We start from the raw sequence: 15,433 nt of genomic DNA on the forward strand, positions 1-15,433 counted from the left end.
GACGGGTCTGCGGTGCCACATGCGCGAACGTGACGGAATAGTCCAAAGCAGTCCTCGGCCTCATGGCATCGCCCTCAATACAGTTCATTTGCAATGCCGACTGAATGCATCACTTTTCAAAGAGATCGCATTCTGCCTCCATCAAGATCGTCCAAAGATGGGAAATTTCCCAACTCGTCACAGCATTCGTCAGCTTGGAAATCCAATCTTTGGGAACGACTCTGAATTCTCCAAAACAGTCCGGTTTCTGGTCGTCCATAACCTATCCCTAATGGACTCGTTGAGAAACTTTAACTATCTGCAATCGTCTCCTCCCCTTATGCTCGAACAGTGACCCGCAAACCGTGTACGGCGAGAAACGGCACCGGGCAGGAGACTATTCATCGTCAGAGGAGCGGCATCATGAAGATCTGTATCTTCGGAGCAGGAGCGATTGGCGGCTTGATGGGTGTGCAGCTGGCACGCGCCGGCGCGGATGTGAGTTTCGTCGCGCGCGGCGCGCATCTGGCTGCCATGCGCGAACACGGAGCGCGTCTGATCATGGACGGCGAGACGTTCAGCGCGCCGGTACGCTGCACGTCCGATCCGCGCGAACTCGGCGTGCAGGACTTCGTGATCATTACGCTGAAAGCGCATTCGCTGCCCGGCGTGGTCGATGCGATGCAGCCGCTGCTCGGCAAACACACGGCGATCGTCACGGGCGTCAACGGCATACCGTATTGGTACTTCTACCAACACGGCGGCCGATTCGCCGGCACGCGGCTCGCGAGCGTCGACCCCGACGGCGGTCAATGGACAAAGCTCGGCCCTGAACGGGCGATCGGCTGCGTGCTGTATCCCGCCGCCGAAATCGTCGAACCCGGCGTCATCAAGCATGTGTACGGCAAGAAGTTCCCGATTGGCGAGCCAAGCGGAGAACGCACGCCGCGCATTCAGCAATTGCACGAGATCATGCAAGCGGCCGGTTTCGAAGCGCCGATTCGCGACAATATCCGCGACGAAATCTGGCTCAAGCTATGGGGCAACCTGTGCTTCAACCCGATCAGCGCATTGACGCACGCCACGCTCGACGTGCTCACCAGCGACCCCGGCACCCGTGCGGTATCGCGCACGATGATGCTGGAAGCCAAGCGCATTGCGGATCAGTTCGGCGTGCACTTTCGCGTCGATGTGGAAAAGCGTATCGACGGCGCGGGCGCGGTCGGCGCGCATAAGACCTCGACGCTGGTCGACCTGGAGAATCGTCGTCCAATGGAGATCGATCCGCTGTTGACGGTGGTACAGGAAATGGGCCGCCTCGTCGCCGAGCCCACGCCGACTATCGATGTCGTACTGGCGCTCATCAAACTGCGTGAGCGGATGGCATTGCAGGGAGAGTGAGGCCTGGAAACACGATCTCGCCGTTGAACGACTGCAAGCAAAAGAGGATCGAACGCCATGCGCGTTCGATCCTCTTTCCTTTAGCGACCACTTGTTACCACTGGTCGCTACTGGTCGCTACTGGTCGCTACTGGTCGCTACTGGTCGATAGCGAGCCACACGGCTTTAGGCTCGGTGAAGTTTTCAATCGCGACGTCGCCGTGTTCGCGGCCGAACCCGGAGTCGCCGGAGCCTCCCCACGGCAGGCGCACATCGGTGTAGCCGTAAGTGTTGATCCACACGGTGCCCGCCTTCAGATCGCGCGCAACCCGATGCACGCGGCCGATATCCGCGCTCCACACGCCCGCGGCGAGGCTATACAGCGTGCCATTGGCGATCCGTATCGCGTCGGCTTCGTCGTTGAATCGAATCACGCTCGCCACCGGACCGAAAATCTCCTCCTGCGAAATGCGCATCTCATGCTCGACGTTGGCGAAGACAGTCGGCTCGACAAAGAAGCCGCGCTCGCCCACTCGCGCGCCGCCGGTCACAAGCGACGCTCCTTCGGAGCGCCCTGTTTCGACATAGCCCAACACCGTCTTCATTTGCGCCGCGGAGATGAGCGGCCCCATGGACGTATCTCGCGCCGACGGATCGCCGACCTTGATCGACTTCGCGCGAGCGGCGAGGCGCTCGACCACCTCGTCGTACACATCGCGATGGGCGAGAATGCGCGAGCCTGCCGAACACACCTGACCGGTGTTGAAGAAGATCCCCGCCGCCGCGGCGCGCACCGCATTGTCGAGATTGGCATCCGGGAAAATCAGGTTGGCCGATTTACCGCCGAGTTCCAGCGTGACGCGCTTGAAGTTGCCGGCCGCGCCTTGCAGAATGCCGCGCCCCACGGCAGGCGAACCCGTGAACGTCACCTTGTCGACGCCCGGATGCGCGACCAGCGCATCGCCGACCACGCGTCCCTTGCCCGTGACGATATTCAGCACACCCGGCGGCACGCCCGCTTCGAGTGCCAGTTCGCCGATGCGCAATGCGCTCAGCGGCGTGATCTCAGCGGGTTTGACGATCAGCGTACAGCCACACGCCAGCGCAGGCGCGATCTTCCACATGCCGATCATCAGCGGGAAATTCCACGGCACGATCGCGGCGACCACGCCAACGGGTTCACGCAACGTGTATGTCAATGCATCGGGGCGCACCGGCACGACCTGGCCGTTGATCTTGTCGCACCAGCCTGCGTAGTATTCGAGCGTATCGATCGCGGCCGGAATGTCCTGGCGCATGACCGCGGCGATCGGCTTGCCGGCGTCGAGGCTCTCGAGCGCGGCCAGTTCTTCGAGATTCGCGCGCATCAGCGCGGCGAACCGCATCAGAATGCGGCCGCGCTCAGCGGTTCGTATCGCGTTCCATACTTTCAATGCGGCACGCGCCGCGTGCACTGCCGTGTCCACGTCGGCGGAGCTGCCTTGTGCAACCAGTGCGATCGGCTCTTCGGTGGCGGGGTTGATGTCGACGGAATATTCGCCGGTGCCGGGCGGCAAGCGCTTGCCGTCGATAAGCAGATCATGGCGCCTGAGGTCGGTTTCAGTTTCCATCATGAAGCTCCTTGCTTGAGATGCTGGCTGAGATGTTGCATGGGCTGAATGCTTGCGAACCGGTTTGGGATGAGGGCTGACTAGGGCTCGTGGAGTACGGCGCCGTCGCGCGCAACGGTCATCCCCGTTCGCATTGCGGAAATGGATGGCTGAGCGTCGGCGGCGTCTGAAGGCGCGCCGGCTGGCGCGGAAAACTGTGCCCACGCCGCCGCGGCGTTGGGCCTCAGGGAACGGTTGCGGCGATGCACGAGCAGCGTCGTCAGACTCATCCCCGGCTCGAGCGGCCGGCTAACGAGTGACGTGCCCACTGCGGGCCAATGCGCGTCGATGGGTAATATGCCGACGCCGAGCCCCAGTTCGACCATGCGCAACACTGCCGCGACATGCCCGAACTCCTGCACCGGCCGGCGCTTCACGCCGTTCGTATTGAAGGCGAGTTCGAGCGCCGCGCGCACACCCGTATCGGCATTCAGCGTAACGAGCGCCCATTCGTGCAACGCGCTCCACGCAACGGTCGCATGGCGTGCAAGCGGATGCGCGGGCGGCATCACCGCGTGGAGCGGGGTCGTGAAAACGACTTGCGCGTGCAACAGATCGCCGGCGAGCGGCTCGGCGAGCGAGACCACGCCGAAGTCCACTTCGCCTTGCTCGACGCTCGCGAGCACACCGCTTTGCGGCTGATCCCTGACGGAGACGATCAGCTCGGGAAAAGCCGCCGCGCATCGCGCGAGCCCTTGGGCCACCCAGCTCGACGACAACACCGGATTGCTCGCCAGCACCACCACGCCGGTATGCCCGTCGTAAGCGGCTCGCTCTTCACGCAGCGTCAGGTCGATTTCATCGAGCAGCCGGCCAATCCTTCGTTCGAGACTCGCGCCCGCATGAGTCAGTTCGACCTGGCGGGTAGTGCGGTCGAATAGTTTAAGTTCGACCGCTTCTTCGAGTTCACGGATACAACGGCTCACCGCCGATTGCGTCAACTCGAACTCACGCGCCGCGCGCGTGAAACTCCGCTCACGCGCAACGGCGACGAACACCTTGAGTTGCTGCAACGATACATTCATGACGTCACTGCCGGGCGCGGGCCGCTCACCCTATTCTCCTGTCTGCTCAGGCCAGTGACTCAGCCGCGAGGCCTTGCCCGTGCCGGCAACCGCCAGCACACCCTGAGGCTCATTGTGCGTTTCGATCCAGCGTGAGCGCATCGGGGCGAGTATGAACTTCGCGGAGATGCCCGCGGCGATCGTCACGACGGCGGAAACGATGAAGACGAGGCTCCAGCCGCCCGTCGCCGACAGCACTGAAGCAATCGGCACCAGCAGCGAAGCCGTGCCCTTCGCGGTGTACAAGGTACCCGCATTGGCAGCCGCATATTTGCTGCCGAAGGTATCGGCACAGATCGCCGGGAAGATCGAGAAGATTTCGCCCCAGAAAAGGAAGATCAACGCGGCGAACGTCATGAACGCATACGGGTTGGTGCCGTACTGCATCAAGCCGAGCAACGCCAAACCCTCGCCGATAAAGATCACGAACATGGTGTTTTCACGGCCGAGCTTGTCGGAGATGAAGCCGCACAACGGACGCGTAAAACCGTTGCAGACGTTGTCGATGGAAAGCGTGGCGGTCAGGAGCGGCAAGGTCATACCGAAGATCGTCATCGGAATGCGTGCGAGGCCCCAGTCTTTCGCAATCGGACCGATCTGCGCGGTGGCCATCAGACCGCCCGCGGCCACCGCCACGAACGAGACGTAGATCACCCAGAACACCGGCGTTTTGATCATCTGACCCGGCGTGAAGTCCACCTTCGAAACGGCGAACTTCTTCTTCGGTGCGGGTTGCTGGCGCAGGTTCGGCTTCTTCAACAGCAGTGCGAGCGCCAGAATGCATCCGCCTTGCAGAATGCCGAAGAAGAAGAACGTGTGCTCATAGCCCGAACGCGTAATCATGTTGGCAATCGGAATCACCGTCACCGCCGCGCCCGCGCCGAAGCCCGCAGCCGTGAGACCTGCGGCAAGACCGCGCCGGTCGGGAAACCATTTCAACGCATTGCCCACGCAGGTGCCATACACGCCACCCGCGCCGATCCCGGCGATGACCGCGGAAACATACAGCATCGGCAAGGTCGTGGCATATGAGTTCATCACCCATGCAATGCCCGCGCATATCGCTCCGCCCGCGACCACGGGCCGAGGCCCGAACCGATCGACCAGCCAGCCTTCGAGCGGCACGAGCCACGTCTCAGTCAGAATGAAGATTGCAAACGCAAGTTGAATCGACGCTTCGCCCCAGTGATGCCGCGCGTTCATCGGGGTGACGAACAACGTCCAGGCGTATTGAAGATTGGCGACCAGTGCCATGCACACCATGCCGATGACGAGTTGCCACCAACGGTTCGCCCAAAACACCCGGGCCTTGGTCTGCTGAGTGAATTCGTCCATGAGCCTTGTCTCCACTATTTATTTAGTGCAGCCGACCAACGTCCCGATGGAAGTCCCTTCGATGACGCGCCGGACTGTATACATCCCACCTTATGGTTGTGCCCCGAAAAGCCGTGCTTCCGGGAATATCTGATATTTGCGTCTTTAATCCGTTGCTTTAAAAATCCACCCGCTTAATTCATCGCATTCTGAAAATACTTTATTCCGATCAATTAAAACTTCGCATTGCGACGAGGCTGTCGCCGCCGGTCCACAAGGCCTGAAATCCAAGCGTTAACCCGAGTACTTCACCCACCGATCTGGCGGCATTTCCGCTTTCTTATACAGAGTCATGCTAGGGTCATTGCTGAATTACTAATAATTAAAGTTTGTTATTATGTTGATTCACGTTTGCTTATACATCGGCCATGACGATGCGAAATGCGACTCTGCGACAACTGAAGGTTTTCGAAACGGTGGCGCGCCACCTGAGCTTCTCGCGCGCCGCCGAGGAATTGCATCTCACGCAGCCGGCCGTCTCCACTCAGGTCCGGCAACTCGAAGAACATGCCGGGCTGCCGCTGTTCGAACAACTCGGCAAAAAAATCTATCTGACGCCGGCGGGCACCGAAATGCTTCACTACAGCCGCGCGATCATCCAGCAATTCCACGAAGTCGACGAGGCGATGAGTCAGCTCAAGGGCGTCTCCGGCGGCAAGCTGAACGTCGCGGTGATCAGCGCGGGCGACTACTTCTTTCCGCGACTGCTGGCCGAATTCACGCGCCGCTATTCGGGTGTCGTGCTCAATCTCGCCGTGCACAACCGCGAGGAGCTGCTGCATCAGCTCGCTACCAACCAGACCGATCTCGCGGTAATGGTGCGCCCGCCCCACGAAACCGACGCGACCAACGAGCCGTTCGCGCCGCACCCGTACGTGATCGTGGCGGCGCCCACGCATCCGCTCGCGCATAAGCGCAACATCAAGATCGGCCAGTTGGCGAATGAAGCCTTCATCGTGCGGGAACGCGGCTCGGACACATGGAATTCGATGGAAGAAGGTTTCGCCGGGCGCCTTGCCAACCTCAAGATCGCCATGGAGATCAAGAGCACCGAGACGATCAAGCAGGCTGTGATCGCGGGCATGGGCATCGCCTTTCTGTCCGCGCATACGATCAGCCTCGAACTGCAACTCGGTCATCTGGTCGTGCTCGATGTCGAGAGCTTTCCGGTCATGCTCAACTGGTACGTGGTGCACCGCAAGAACAAGCGCCTGCCGCCGGTAGCGGTCGCCTTCAAGCGCTTCCTCATGGAAGAAGGCGCGAATCTGATCGAGAAGATCACGCGCGTCAGGGAATTGAGCGTGTATAAGCAGTAGGCTATGGAGAAGCAATAAAACTTTAACTATTGAAAATTCATCAGGACTTCTATGCTGCAAGCGAGTTCCATCACTCGTCAGCCCAGGAGGCCGATCATGAATCACGCTTCGGTTGAATCCCATGCCAGCGCGCACCCTGACCGTGCCGCTTCGATCCATCCCGACGATGCCCACCTGAGCGCGTACAACGCCGCTTTCAGCGATCTCGGCCTGCGTTTTCGCTGGGATCGCGCCACGCTCGACGTGCTCAAGGAATTCAACAGTGAAGCGGCCCGTATCACCGCCTATATCGAGCGGTTTCACTCCCATCTCCATCGTGCCTACGATACCGACTTCCTCGCTCAACTGATTCTGCACAAGAAGTCGCAGTACTTCAGCGAGTTCACGGCGACAGGCGACTGAGAGCGTCGGCGGGATTTCGATCCCGCTACGCGTCGCGCTTGTCGTCAGACAGCTGCGTGCGTTCATAAGGCACGCCTCGTGGTGGCGCGAGTTGAATGATGGTGGGCGCACGCGCGCTTTCGCCCATCCCCATTCATGCTATGCCGTTCGCTTCGACAGCGCGGATATGCTGCCGTTCGCAGGTCGGCTCGCGTTACATAGCGCAGCGTCCACGCCTGCTCTTCGCCGCCGTGCCATTCGATTCGCTCCAGCAGCCCGCGTTTGTGCGTGGTCGCGCTATGACTGTGGCAACGCGCGGCAAACGCGAGTGCGCCTGAATCGTGGCCCTGCTCGCGCGCATTGGAATACTCGCGGCTGGTCATCAGATGCACACCCATTGCACAAGCCACCGCGCTCATCGCGAGTAGCGCGGCCAGTCCGAATGGCTGCGCCTGTTCGGTGACGAAACCGTAGCCGAGCCAGGCGCACAGCAGCAGCGCAAGCAGATTGACGACATCGTGACCAGGACGCGCCACCGCGGCGAAGTCCAATACACCGCGCAGTTTGCAGAACGCAATCGTCGAGGTGGCAAAAATCAACGCGCCGATGAACACGGCGACACAGAGTCCAGCGCGCTCCACGCTCGCCTGCGCCGCCGACGACAGATAACGCGCAAAACCACCCGACATGACAGCGAGCCCCATGCCGCTGCCCAACAGGGCGACGAGACGCGGCCGCCGCGTCAAGTTGCGTCCGTGCGCCAGTCGCGCGCCGAGCACCGCGCCCGCCACCGCGGCGCCGATCGTGCCGTCGCTCGCGCCCATGCCAGCAGCGAGAAGCGCCGCGAGTGCGGCGGCCAACGCGCCGACGTGCCAGTCAGGCCGACGCTTCGCTCGCCGTTCGAACTGCAGTTGCCCGACTGCGGCAAGCGCGACGGCCAACACGGAAGCAAATAAACGCGCCAGCGAACACCACACGGTACTGTCATACGCTAGCGGCATGCGTGCTCCTCCGAGTCGGAATGCATGGGCACGTGCCCATGCATGGCGAAGTCAGCCAACCGTTCAGACGGCGCTCGACGCGACTGGCTCCGTGCCGGCCACAGCAACCGCGCGCGCGGCGCTCAAGGTATTGCTCAGCGTGCCGATCCCGTCGACCGTGATCGACACCGTCGCGCCGTCCTTGATCGACCCCACGCCCACCGAGGTGCCGCACGCAATCACATCGCCCGGTTCGAGCGTGAGATCCTGTGAGATCAGACTCACCTGCTCGGCCGGCGAGAAAACCATGTCGGCGAGCGGATAGTTCTGCCGCTCCACGCCGTCGAGTGTCGTGACAAGACGTGCGCGCTGCCAGTCGAAACCGGAGACGATCGCCGGCCCGATACAGCAAAACGTATCGAAGCCCTTCGCACGGCACCATTGCGGAAAGTGCGGATTCTCGTTCAGCAGATCGGCAGCGGTGACGTCGTTCACCAGCGTGTAGCCGAAGATCGCTTCAGCGGCCTCTTCGACACTCGCGTCGCGGCAGCGCCGTCCTATCACAATGCCGAGTTCGCCCTCATAGACGATCTTGCCCGCGTAGCTGAGCGGCCGGCGGATCGGCTCACCCGAGCCGATCACCGAACCCGCCGGCTTCAGCAGGAAGAGCGGATGCGCGGGCACGGGCTTGTCGAGCTTCGCCGCCAGCGCGTAATAGTTGTTCCACAGCGCGACGATCTTGCCCGGCGCGCACGGCGCGATCGGGGCGAGCGCGCGCGTCGAGAGCACGGCGCCGGTCGGCACCGGCTGATCGAGACTTTCATACTCGTGCAGATAGCCCCCCTCCACACGGCCGAACACGACGCCGCCGTCGCTCGACATGAATCGCATCCACGTATCCATTCGTTGCTCCCTGTTAGCTTGAATCGTCTAGATCGCGCCGGCAGTGCGCAGTGCGCTGACCTGCTCGGGCGAATAGCCGAGTTCGGCCATGACCTCGTCGGTATGCTCGCCGAGCAGCGGAGAACGCGTCACCTCGGTCGGGCTGTCGGACAGTTTGATAGGATTGCCAACCGTCAGATATTTGCCGCGAGTCGGGTGATCCACTTCGACGATCGTGCCGGTTTTGCGCAGCGAAGGCTCTTCGGCGATTTCCTTCATCGACAGAATCGGTCCGCACGGAATGTCGTACTTGTTGAGAATCTGCATGGCCTCGAACTTGGTCTTGGTCATGGTCCAGCGTTCGATCTCCGCGAAGATGTCCTTCAGACGCGGCAGGCGCGCAGCCGGCGTCGCGTAATCGGGATCCGTCGCCCACTCTTCCTTGCCGATCACGTTGCAGATCTTCGCCCATACCGGGGCCTGCGTGATGAAGTAGATATACGCGTTGGGGTCCGTCTCCCAGCCCTTGCACTTCAGGATCCAGCCCGGCTGACCGCCGCCCGATGCGTTGCCCGCGCGCGGCACTGCTTCGCCGAACTGTCCATTCGGATATTGCGGGTACTCTTTCATCGTGCCGGTGCGTTCGAGCCGCTGCTGGTCGCGCAGCTTCACGCGGCACAGGTTCAGCACGCCGTCCTGCATCGCGGCGAGGACGCGCTGGCCGCGTCCGGTGTGCGTGCGCTGATAGAGCGCCGTGACGATGCCGAGCGCCAGATGCAAGCCGGTGCCACTGTCGCCGATCTGCGCGCCCGTCACGACCGGCGGACCGTCGTCGAAGCCGGTGGTCGACGCCGCGCCGCCCGCGCATTGCGCGACATTCTCGTAGACCTTGCAGTCTTCGTAGGGCCCGGGGCCGAAGCCCTTCACCGAAGCGACGATCATGCGCGGATTCAATTCCTGAATCCGCTCCCACGTGAAGCCCATGCGATCGAGCGCGCCCGGCGCGAAGTTTTCCACCAGCACGTCGCATTTCTGGATCAATGCTTCGAGCACCTGCTTGCCTTCGGGGTTCTTCGTATCGATCGTGACCGAGCGCTTGTTGTGGTTGAGCATCGTGAAGTAGAGGCTGTCCACGTCCGGAATGTCGCGCAACTGCTCACGCGTGATGTCGCCCGCGCCCGCCCGCTCCACCTTGATCACGTCCGCACCGAACCACGCGAGCAGCTGCGTGCAGGTCGGTCCGGATTGCACATGCGTGAAGTCGAGAATGCGCACGCCGTCGAGTGCTTTGCTCATGTCCTGTCTCCTGAAGGGCGCGTCTTATTTGCACATGGTTTGGTTTTTGGTACCCGGCGCATGGTCGCGCGGGTCGCAATGGGCGGGTCCCGTATCGAACGCGGTCATGCTGAACGCGCCCTCGCCGGCCGGGCGCGCCTTCTGTTTGAGCGCCTGTTCGGCCTTTGCGCTGCACGTCGCTGAAATCAGGGGTGAAACAACTGCGGACATAGTCGTCTCCTAGTCACCTTCGTCACATACGGTATGTGATATATCAGATTCAATCAAGCTTGATTTCTAGATGCCGCCTCGGTGCGATTTCTCCTCCTTAGGCTTACTCAGACTGGCGCTCCACGGAGAAACGGCAAACTTGCAGGCGCCAAGTCGAGGGAAAACACCGAGGTCATTGCTTCGCTTGGCTCTTTTGATATATCACATACCATATTTTTAAGACCGTCAAGCGAGGTTTATCCCGCACCTCGACGGCCTGACGGCATTTCGGTCTGGCGGAAAACAAAAAAGCCCGCGGTGTTTCCACCGCGGGCTCCCTATTCAGCCTGCCAATCAAACGCCGCCCAAGCAGCCGTTAATCCAGAAAATCGCAATTCGCCTCGACAAACGCGGCGAGATCCAACGAATGCTGCCGCGTGAGGCGCTCGGCCAGTTCGGTATCCCGCTGCTCCAGCGCCTCGATAATGCGCAGATGATCGACGATCGAACGCGATGCGCGGTCGCTCTGCGAAATGGTCATGCGGCGGATCGCCCGCACGTGGATGAAGATGTTCTTGATCGTGTCGAGAATGATCTGCGACTTGGACAACTCGACGATCGCCTGATGAAACGCGATGTTCGCATCCGAGTACTCAGCGATGTGCTCGGCCGGCGTCGCGTCGCGGAAGTTGTCGAACATGTGGCGCAGCCGGGCAATTTCCTCGTCCGTGGCGTGCAGCGTGGCAAGACGCGCCGCCATGCTTTCGAGGGCCGCCCACATCTGGATCATTTCGACGATTTCACGCTTGCTCTTGCGCACGATGTAGATGCCGCGCCGCGGCACCATGCGCAAAAAACCTTCCTGCTCGAGCAGCGTCATAGCCTCGCGCACCGGCGTGCGGCTGACGCCGAGCGACTCGCTCAGCACGCGCTCGTCGAGTCGGATTTCTTCGCGGTTCTGATAGATGTCCGCGTCGGCAATCGCCTGGCGGAGCATGGCATACGCCTGATCGCGCAAGCTCGCGCTCGCGCCGATCGGCTGCAATGACAACGTGAGCGGTGTGGCCACTGCTTCAGTTTGAAGTTCTGACGACATTCATCGCCTCTTGTTGAACATGCGCACGGTACGGCGCCGGCATTGCTGCGCCGCGTTGCTCGCCCAAACCCACGAAGCGGCCATGTTGCGCTGCAAGCTGCGCAACCGGTTGAGGAACCCAGCGAGTCAACAGTACAGTGGCCGCAGCGCCCAAACCCACGACAGAAACGGCAAGCAGCGAAAGAGGAACAAATTCCATTTGTAACTCCGAATGATTGAGTGAAGGAATGACTCAATCATATGCTGCAATGCCGCAAAAATCAATATTCCGTATGTAGTATATCAGTAACTGTTGTTTTTCGAGACTGAAACCTCAAGGTAGCACGGCCTGCCTTCAGACGCTTCATCGCAGCGGCTGAAGGGGCGGCGCTCGGTGTAAACGCGCAAAACGCGCGCTATTCGCGCATAGATGTACGATAATCGCGCATTATTGGTCAGATGTGGATTGTGGGATCGCCCTCGCATCATTAACCTTCGGGCATCCTGCAATCGATCGCGACCCGCCACGCTACCCTGCCCGCGCGCGATTCCAGCAGCCAGAGAGTTTCGAGGAGACACTATGACGAGCACCACCATCCCGACGGCCGCCATGGCCGACAACCGCAAGGCGCGCAGCCAGGCCCGCAAGGCGGCGCTCGGCAGCTTCGTCGGCGCCGTGGTCGACTGGTATGACTTCCTGTTGTATGGCATCGTCGCCGCGCTCGTTTTCAATGCCGAGTTTTTCCCCAAAGTCAGCCCGGCGATGGGCACCCTCGCCGCGTTCGCCACCTTCGGCGTCGGCTTTCTGTTCCGTCCGCTCGGCGGCTTCGTGTTCGGGCACTTCGGCGATCGGCTCGGACGCAAGCGCATGCTCGTGCTCACGGTCATGATGATGGGCCTGTCGACCGCCGCGATCGGCCTGCTGCCGTCTTTCTCCAGCATCGGCTGGTTGGCGCCGGTGCTCCTCGTGACGTTGCGCGCGATCCAGGGCTTCGCGGTGGGCGGCGAATGGGGCGGCGCGGCGCTGATGGCGGTCGAAAGCGCCCCGGCAAAGAAGAAAGCGTTCTATAGCAGCGGCGTGCAGGTCGGTTATGGTGTGGGCCTCGTGCTCTCGACCGGATTGGTCGCGCTGATCAGCCGTTCGATGGATAACGCGTCGTTCCTAAGCTGGGGCTGGCGCCTGCCCTTCCTGTTCAGCGTGGTGCTGGTGCTGATCGCGCTGTGGATCCGCTCGAGCATGAAGAGTCGAAGGAGTTCGTCGAGAAAGTCGGCAAGCACGGTGAACGTAGCGTGCGCCTGCCGATTGTCGAAGCATTGCTGCGGCATCCGAAAGCGTTCCTGCTGATCATCGCGCTGCGTCTTGCCGAGTTGTTCACGATGTACATCGTGACCGCATTCGCGCTGAACTACTCGACGGCAAATCTGCACATGCCGCGCGAATTCTTCCTGACCATCGGTCTGCTGGTCGGCGCGCTGAGCTGCGTGACGATCCCGTGCTTCGCCGCGCTGGCGGACCGTTTCGGCCGCCGCCGCGTGTATATCGTCGGCGCGGTGATCGGCATGCTGAGCGCGGTGCCGTTCTTCCTCGCGCTCGAAGCGCGCTCGACGCTGTGGATCGTGGTCTTCGCCGTCATGCTCGCCAACGTCGCGCACGACATGGTGGTGAGCGTGCAGCAGCCTATGTTCACCGAACTGTTCGGCACCGAGTATCGCTACAGCGGCGCGGGTGTGGGCTATCAGGTGGCGAGCGTGGTCGGCGGCGGCTTCACGCCGTTCATTGCGGTCGCGCTGGTCAGCTTTGCCGGTGGCTCGTGGCATCCCGTGGCCGCTTATCTGGCTATCGGCTGCCTGATCTCGGTGCTCGTAGCCGCGAAAATGAAAACCGGGCGCACCATCGCCTGAATGCGGTAACTCCGCCAAAGCGGGCCGGCGTGGCGAAAGATGCCACTGCCGGCCCGTTTCGTTTGGAATGACCGGTAGTTTGTCCCGCCCTTTTGCGCCGCGGCGCCGCGATTCGACAGATTACGGTCGTGTTTCACCAGGCAAACACCTTATGTCTTTGCGTCTCATATTGCAAAGGCCATGATCGCCGCCTATCGTTCGACGATGCAATTTTTGTCGCGGACTTCGACACGTCATATGCAATTCAAATACATATATTGACGGCTCCGAGTTCGTGGACTTTACGCCGCGACGCCTAAAGCAAAGTGTACGAGGCGCCGATAACAACTAATTCGTCACCGGAGACCGACCATGAGCAGCATCACCGAGCCGAGCGGCAATTCAGGCTCTGCCCCGTTCTTTTCCAAACAGGCCACCGTTGCGAAACCCGGCTTTTCGCGTTGGATGGTCCCGCCCGCGGCGCTCGCCGTCCATCTCTGTATTGGCCAGGCGTATGCGTTCTCCGTGTTCAATGGCCCGCTGACCAAGGTCATCGGCATCACGCAATCCAGTGCGGATGACTGGTCGCTGACCTCCCTCGGCTGGATCTTTTCGCTGGCGATCGTGTTCCTCGGTTTGTCGGCGGCCTTTGCCGGCAAGTGGCTCGAACGCGTCGGCCCGCGCCGCACGATGTTTACCGCCGCATGCTGCTTCGGCGGCGGCTTCCTCGTCTCCTCGCTCGGCGTGTATCTGCATCAGATCGTCCTGCTCTACCTCGGCTACGGCGTGATCGGCGGAATCGGGCTGGGACTTGGTTATGTGTCGCCGGTGTCCACGCTGATCCGCTGGTTCCCGGACCGCCGCGGGATGGCGACGGGCATGGCGATCATGGGCTTCGGCGGCGGCGCGATGATCGCCGCGCCGTTGTCCGTGGCGCTGATGAACCACTTCCGCAGTGCCACCAGCATCGGTGTGGCCGAGACGTTCGTCGTGCTCGGCATCGCGTACTTCATCTCGATGACGATCGGCGCACTGGCGATCCGCGTGCCGCCGGCGGACTGGAAACCGGCCGGCTGGACGCCGGCCGCGACGAGTCAGAACAAGATGATCTCGCGTAACCACGTGCATATCGACCAGGCGCTGAAGACGCCGCAGTTCTATCTGATCTGGCTCGTGCTGTTCCTGAACGTGACGGCCGGCATCGGCATTCTCGGCCAGGCTTCGGTGATGATTCAGGAAAGCTTCAAAAACACGGTGACGGCGGCCGCGGCGGCCGGCTTCGTGGGTCTTCTGTCGCTGTTCAATATGGGTGGCCGGTTTGTCTGGGCGTCGGCGTCCGACTGGATCGGCCGCAAGAACACGTACTTCATCTTCTTCGCGCTCGGCGCGGTGCTGTACTACCTCGTGCCGGGTTTCGCCGCATCCGGTCAGATCGCCCTCTTCGTGCTCGCCTACTGCGTGATCCTGACAATGTACGGCGGCGGCTTCGCCACCGTGCCGGCCTATCTTGCCGACATGTTCGGTACGGCGTTCGTCGGCGGCATTCACGGGCGTCTGCTGACGGCGTGGGCTGCGGCGGGTGTCGCAGGTCCTGTGCTGGTGAACTACATTCGCGCCTATGAAGTCGCGCACGGCGTCGCCAAGGCGGACGCCTACACGATGACCGTTCATATCATGGCCGTGCTGCTGGTGGTCGGCTTCGTCTGCAACCTGCTGGTCAAGCGTGTGGACGACAAGCACCACATGACCGACGCTCAACTCGCCAAAGGCGCATAAGGAGATTCCCATGTCGACCGTTCAAGCAGTGAATCAGACCAGCAAGGTCAAACTCGCCGTGTTCTGGCTTTATGTGACCCTTCCGCTGGCATGGGGCGTGGTCAATACGCTCTCGCAGGCGATGAAGCTGTTCCAGTAACGGCCTGCCGTTCATCACCCCGCGCGTTCAGACGGCGGGGTGCGCGCCGCGAGCCAGGCTCGCGGCCCCTCT

At 61.5% G+C, this 15,433-nt stretch carries 14 protein-coding genes and 1 pseudogene; 6 read left to right on the top strand and 9 right to left on the bottom strand.

What is annotated here, in order from left to right; genetic code table 11:
* Positions 1 to 402: 402 nt before the first annotated feature.
* Positions 403 to 1,380 (top strand): 2-dehydropantoate 2-reductase, encoded by a 978-nt coding sequence (locus tag BLW71_RS24875; protein ID WP_091802954.1) that lies wholly within the window; start codon positions 403 to 405, stop codon positions 1,378 to 1,380.
* A gap of 137 nt (positions 1,381 to 1,517) precedes the next feature.
* Here the strand turns inward: BLW71_RS24875 and BLW71_RS24880 are convergent, their stop codons facing one another.
* The 3 genes from BLW71_RS24880 to oxlT form a co-directional block, all read right to left on the bottom strand.
* The gene (locus BLW71_RS24880) at positions 1,518 to 2,969 is read right to left on the bottom strand and encodes an aldehyde dehydrogenase family protein (RefSeq protein WP_091802956.1); all 1,452 of its coding nucleotides are present in this window, start codon (positions 2,967 to 2,969) and stop codon (positions 1,518 to 1,520) included.
* An 80-nt stretch (positions 2,970 to 3,049) separates the two neighbouring features.
* On the bottom strand, positions 3,050 to 4,033 hold the full coding sequence (locus BLW71_RS24885; RefSeq protein ID WP_091802958.1) for a LysR family transcriptional regulator: 984 nt from the start codon (positions 4,031 to 4,033) through the stop codon (positions 3,050 to 3,052).
* A 30-nt stretch (positions 4,034 to 4,063) separates the two neighbouring features.
* Positions 4,064 to 5,407 (bottom strand): oxalate/formate MFS antiporter, encoded by a 1,344-nt coding sequence (oxlT, locus tag BLW71_RS24890; RefSeq protein WP_091802959.1) that lies wholly within the window; start codon positions 5,405 to 5,407, stop codon positions 4,064 to 4,066.
* 407 nt (positions 5,408 to 5,814) lie between these two features.
* Between oxlT and BLW71_RS24895 the strand changes: the two genes are divergently transcribed.
* Together BLW71_RS24895 and BLW71_RS24900 are read left to right on the top strand one after the other, a co-directional pair.
* The gene (locus BLW71_RS24895; RefSeq protein WP_091802961.1) at positions 5,815 to 6,762 is read left to right on the top strand and encodes a LysR family transcriptional regulator; all 948 of its coding nucleotides are present in this window, start codon (positions 5,815 to 5,817) and stop codon (positions 6,760 to 6,762) included.
* A gap of 96 nt (positions 6,763 to 6,858) precedes the next feature.
* Complete coding sequence (locus tag BLW71_RS24900) at positions 6,859 to 7,164, top strand: hypothetical protein (RefSeq protein WP_091802963.1); 306 nt, start codon at positions 6,859 to 6,861, stop codon at positions 7,162 to 7,164.
* Between the two features lie 62 nt (positions 7,165 to 7,226).
* Here BLW71_RS24900 and BLW71_RS24905 read toward each other — a convergent pair whose 3' ends face one another.
* The 6 genes from BLW71_RS24905 to BLW71_RS24930 form a co-directional block, all read right to left on the bottom strand.
* Positions 7,227 to 8,144, bottom strand: a complete 918-nt coding sequence (locus BLW71_RS24905; RefSeq protein WP_091802965.1) for an NAD(P)(+) transhydrogenase (Re/Si-specific) subunit beta — start codon at positions 8,142 to 8,144, stop codon at positions 7,227 to 7,229.
* A gap of 63 nt (positions 8,145 to 8,207) precedes the next feature.
* Positions 8,208 to 9,026 (bottom strand): fumarylacetoacetate hydrolase family protein, encoded by an 819-nt coding sequence (locus BLW71_RS24910; RefSeq protein ID WP_091802968.1) that lies wholly within the window; start codon positions 9,024 to 9,026, stop codon positions 8,208 to 8,210.
* A gap of 27 nt (positions 9,027 to 9,053) precedes the next feature.
* Complete coding sequence (frc, locus tag BLW71_RS24915) at positions 9,054 to 10,301, bottom strand: formyl-CoA transferase (protein WP_091802971.1); 1,248 nt, start codon at positions 10,299 to 10,301, stop codon at positions 9,054 to 9,056.
* A 24-nt stretch (positions 10,302 to 10,325) separates the two neighbouring features.
* A complete protein-coding gene (locus BLW71_RS24920; protein ID WP_091802974.1) occupies positions 10,326 to 10,511 on the bottom strand; it encodes a hypothetical protein in 186 nt (61 codons plus the stop codon).
* A 355-nt stretch (positions 10,512 to 10,866) separates the two neighbouring features.
* On the bottom strand, positions 10,867 to 11,586 hold the full coding sequence (locus BLW71_RS24925; protein WP_011491078.1) for a GntR family transcriptional regulator: 720 nt from the start codon (positions 11,584 to 11,586) through the stop codon (positions 10,867 to 10,869).
* Positions 11,564 to 11,785, bottom strand: a complete 222-nt coding sequence (locus tag BLW71_RS24930; protein ID WP_091802976.1) for a hypothetical protein — start codon at positions 11,783 to 11,785, stop codon at positions 11,564 to 11,566. The genes BLW71_RS24925 and BLW71_RS24930 overlap by 23 nt, the downstream gene beginning before the upstream one ends.
* Positions 11,786 to 12,145: 360 nt before the next feature.
* On the opposite strand from BLW71_RS24930, the pseudogene shiA reads away from it, so the two are divergent.
* The 3 genes and pseudogenes from shiA to BLW71_RS24945 all read left to right on the top strand — a co-directional run bounded on the left by shiA (position 12,146) and on the right by BLW71_RS24945 (position 15,361).
* Positions 12,146 to 13,467: pseudogene (gene shiA / locus BLW71_RS24935) on the top strand (shikimate transporter).
* Positions 13,468 to 13,818: 351 nt separating this feature from the next.
* Entirely contained in the window at positions 13,819 to 15,222 is a 1,404-nt protein-coding gene (locus tag BLW71_RS24940; protein WP_091802979.1) for an L-lactate MFS transporter, read from the top strand.
* Between the two features lie 10 nt (positions 15,223 to 15,232).
* The gene (locus BLW71_RS24945) at positions 15,233 to 15,361 is read left to right on the top strand and encodes an MFS transporter small subunit (protein ID WP_091802982.1); all 129 of its coding nucleotides are present in this window, start codon (positions 15,233 to 15,235) and stop codon (positions 15,359 to 15,361) included.
* Positions 15,362 to 15,433 lie beyond the last annotated feature (72 nt).

It is taken from the genome of Burkholderia sp. WP9, from assembly GCF_900104795.1.
In the GTDB taxonomy this organism is placed as follows: domain Bacteria; phylum Pseudomonadota; class Gammaproteobacteria; order Burkholderiales; family Burkholderiaceae; genus Paraburkholderia.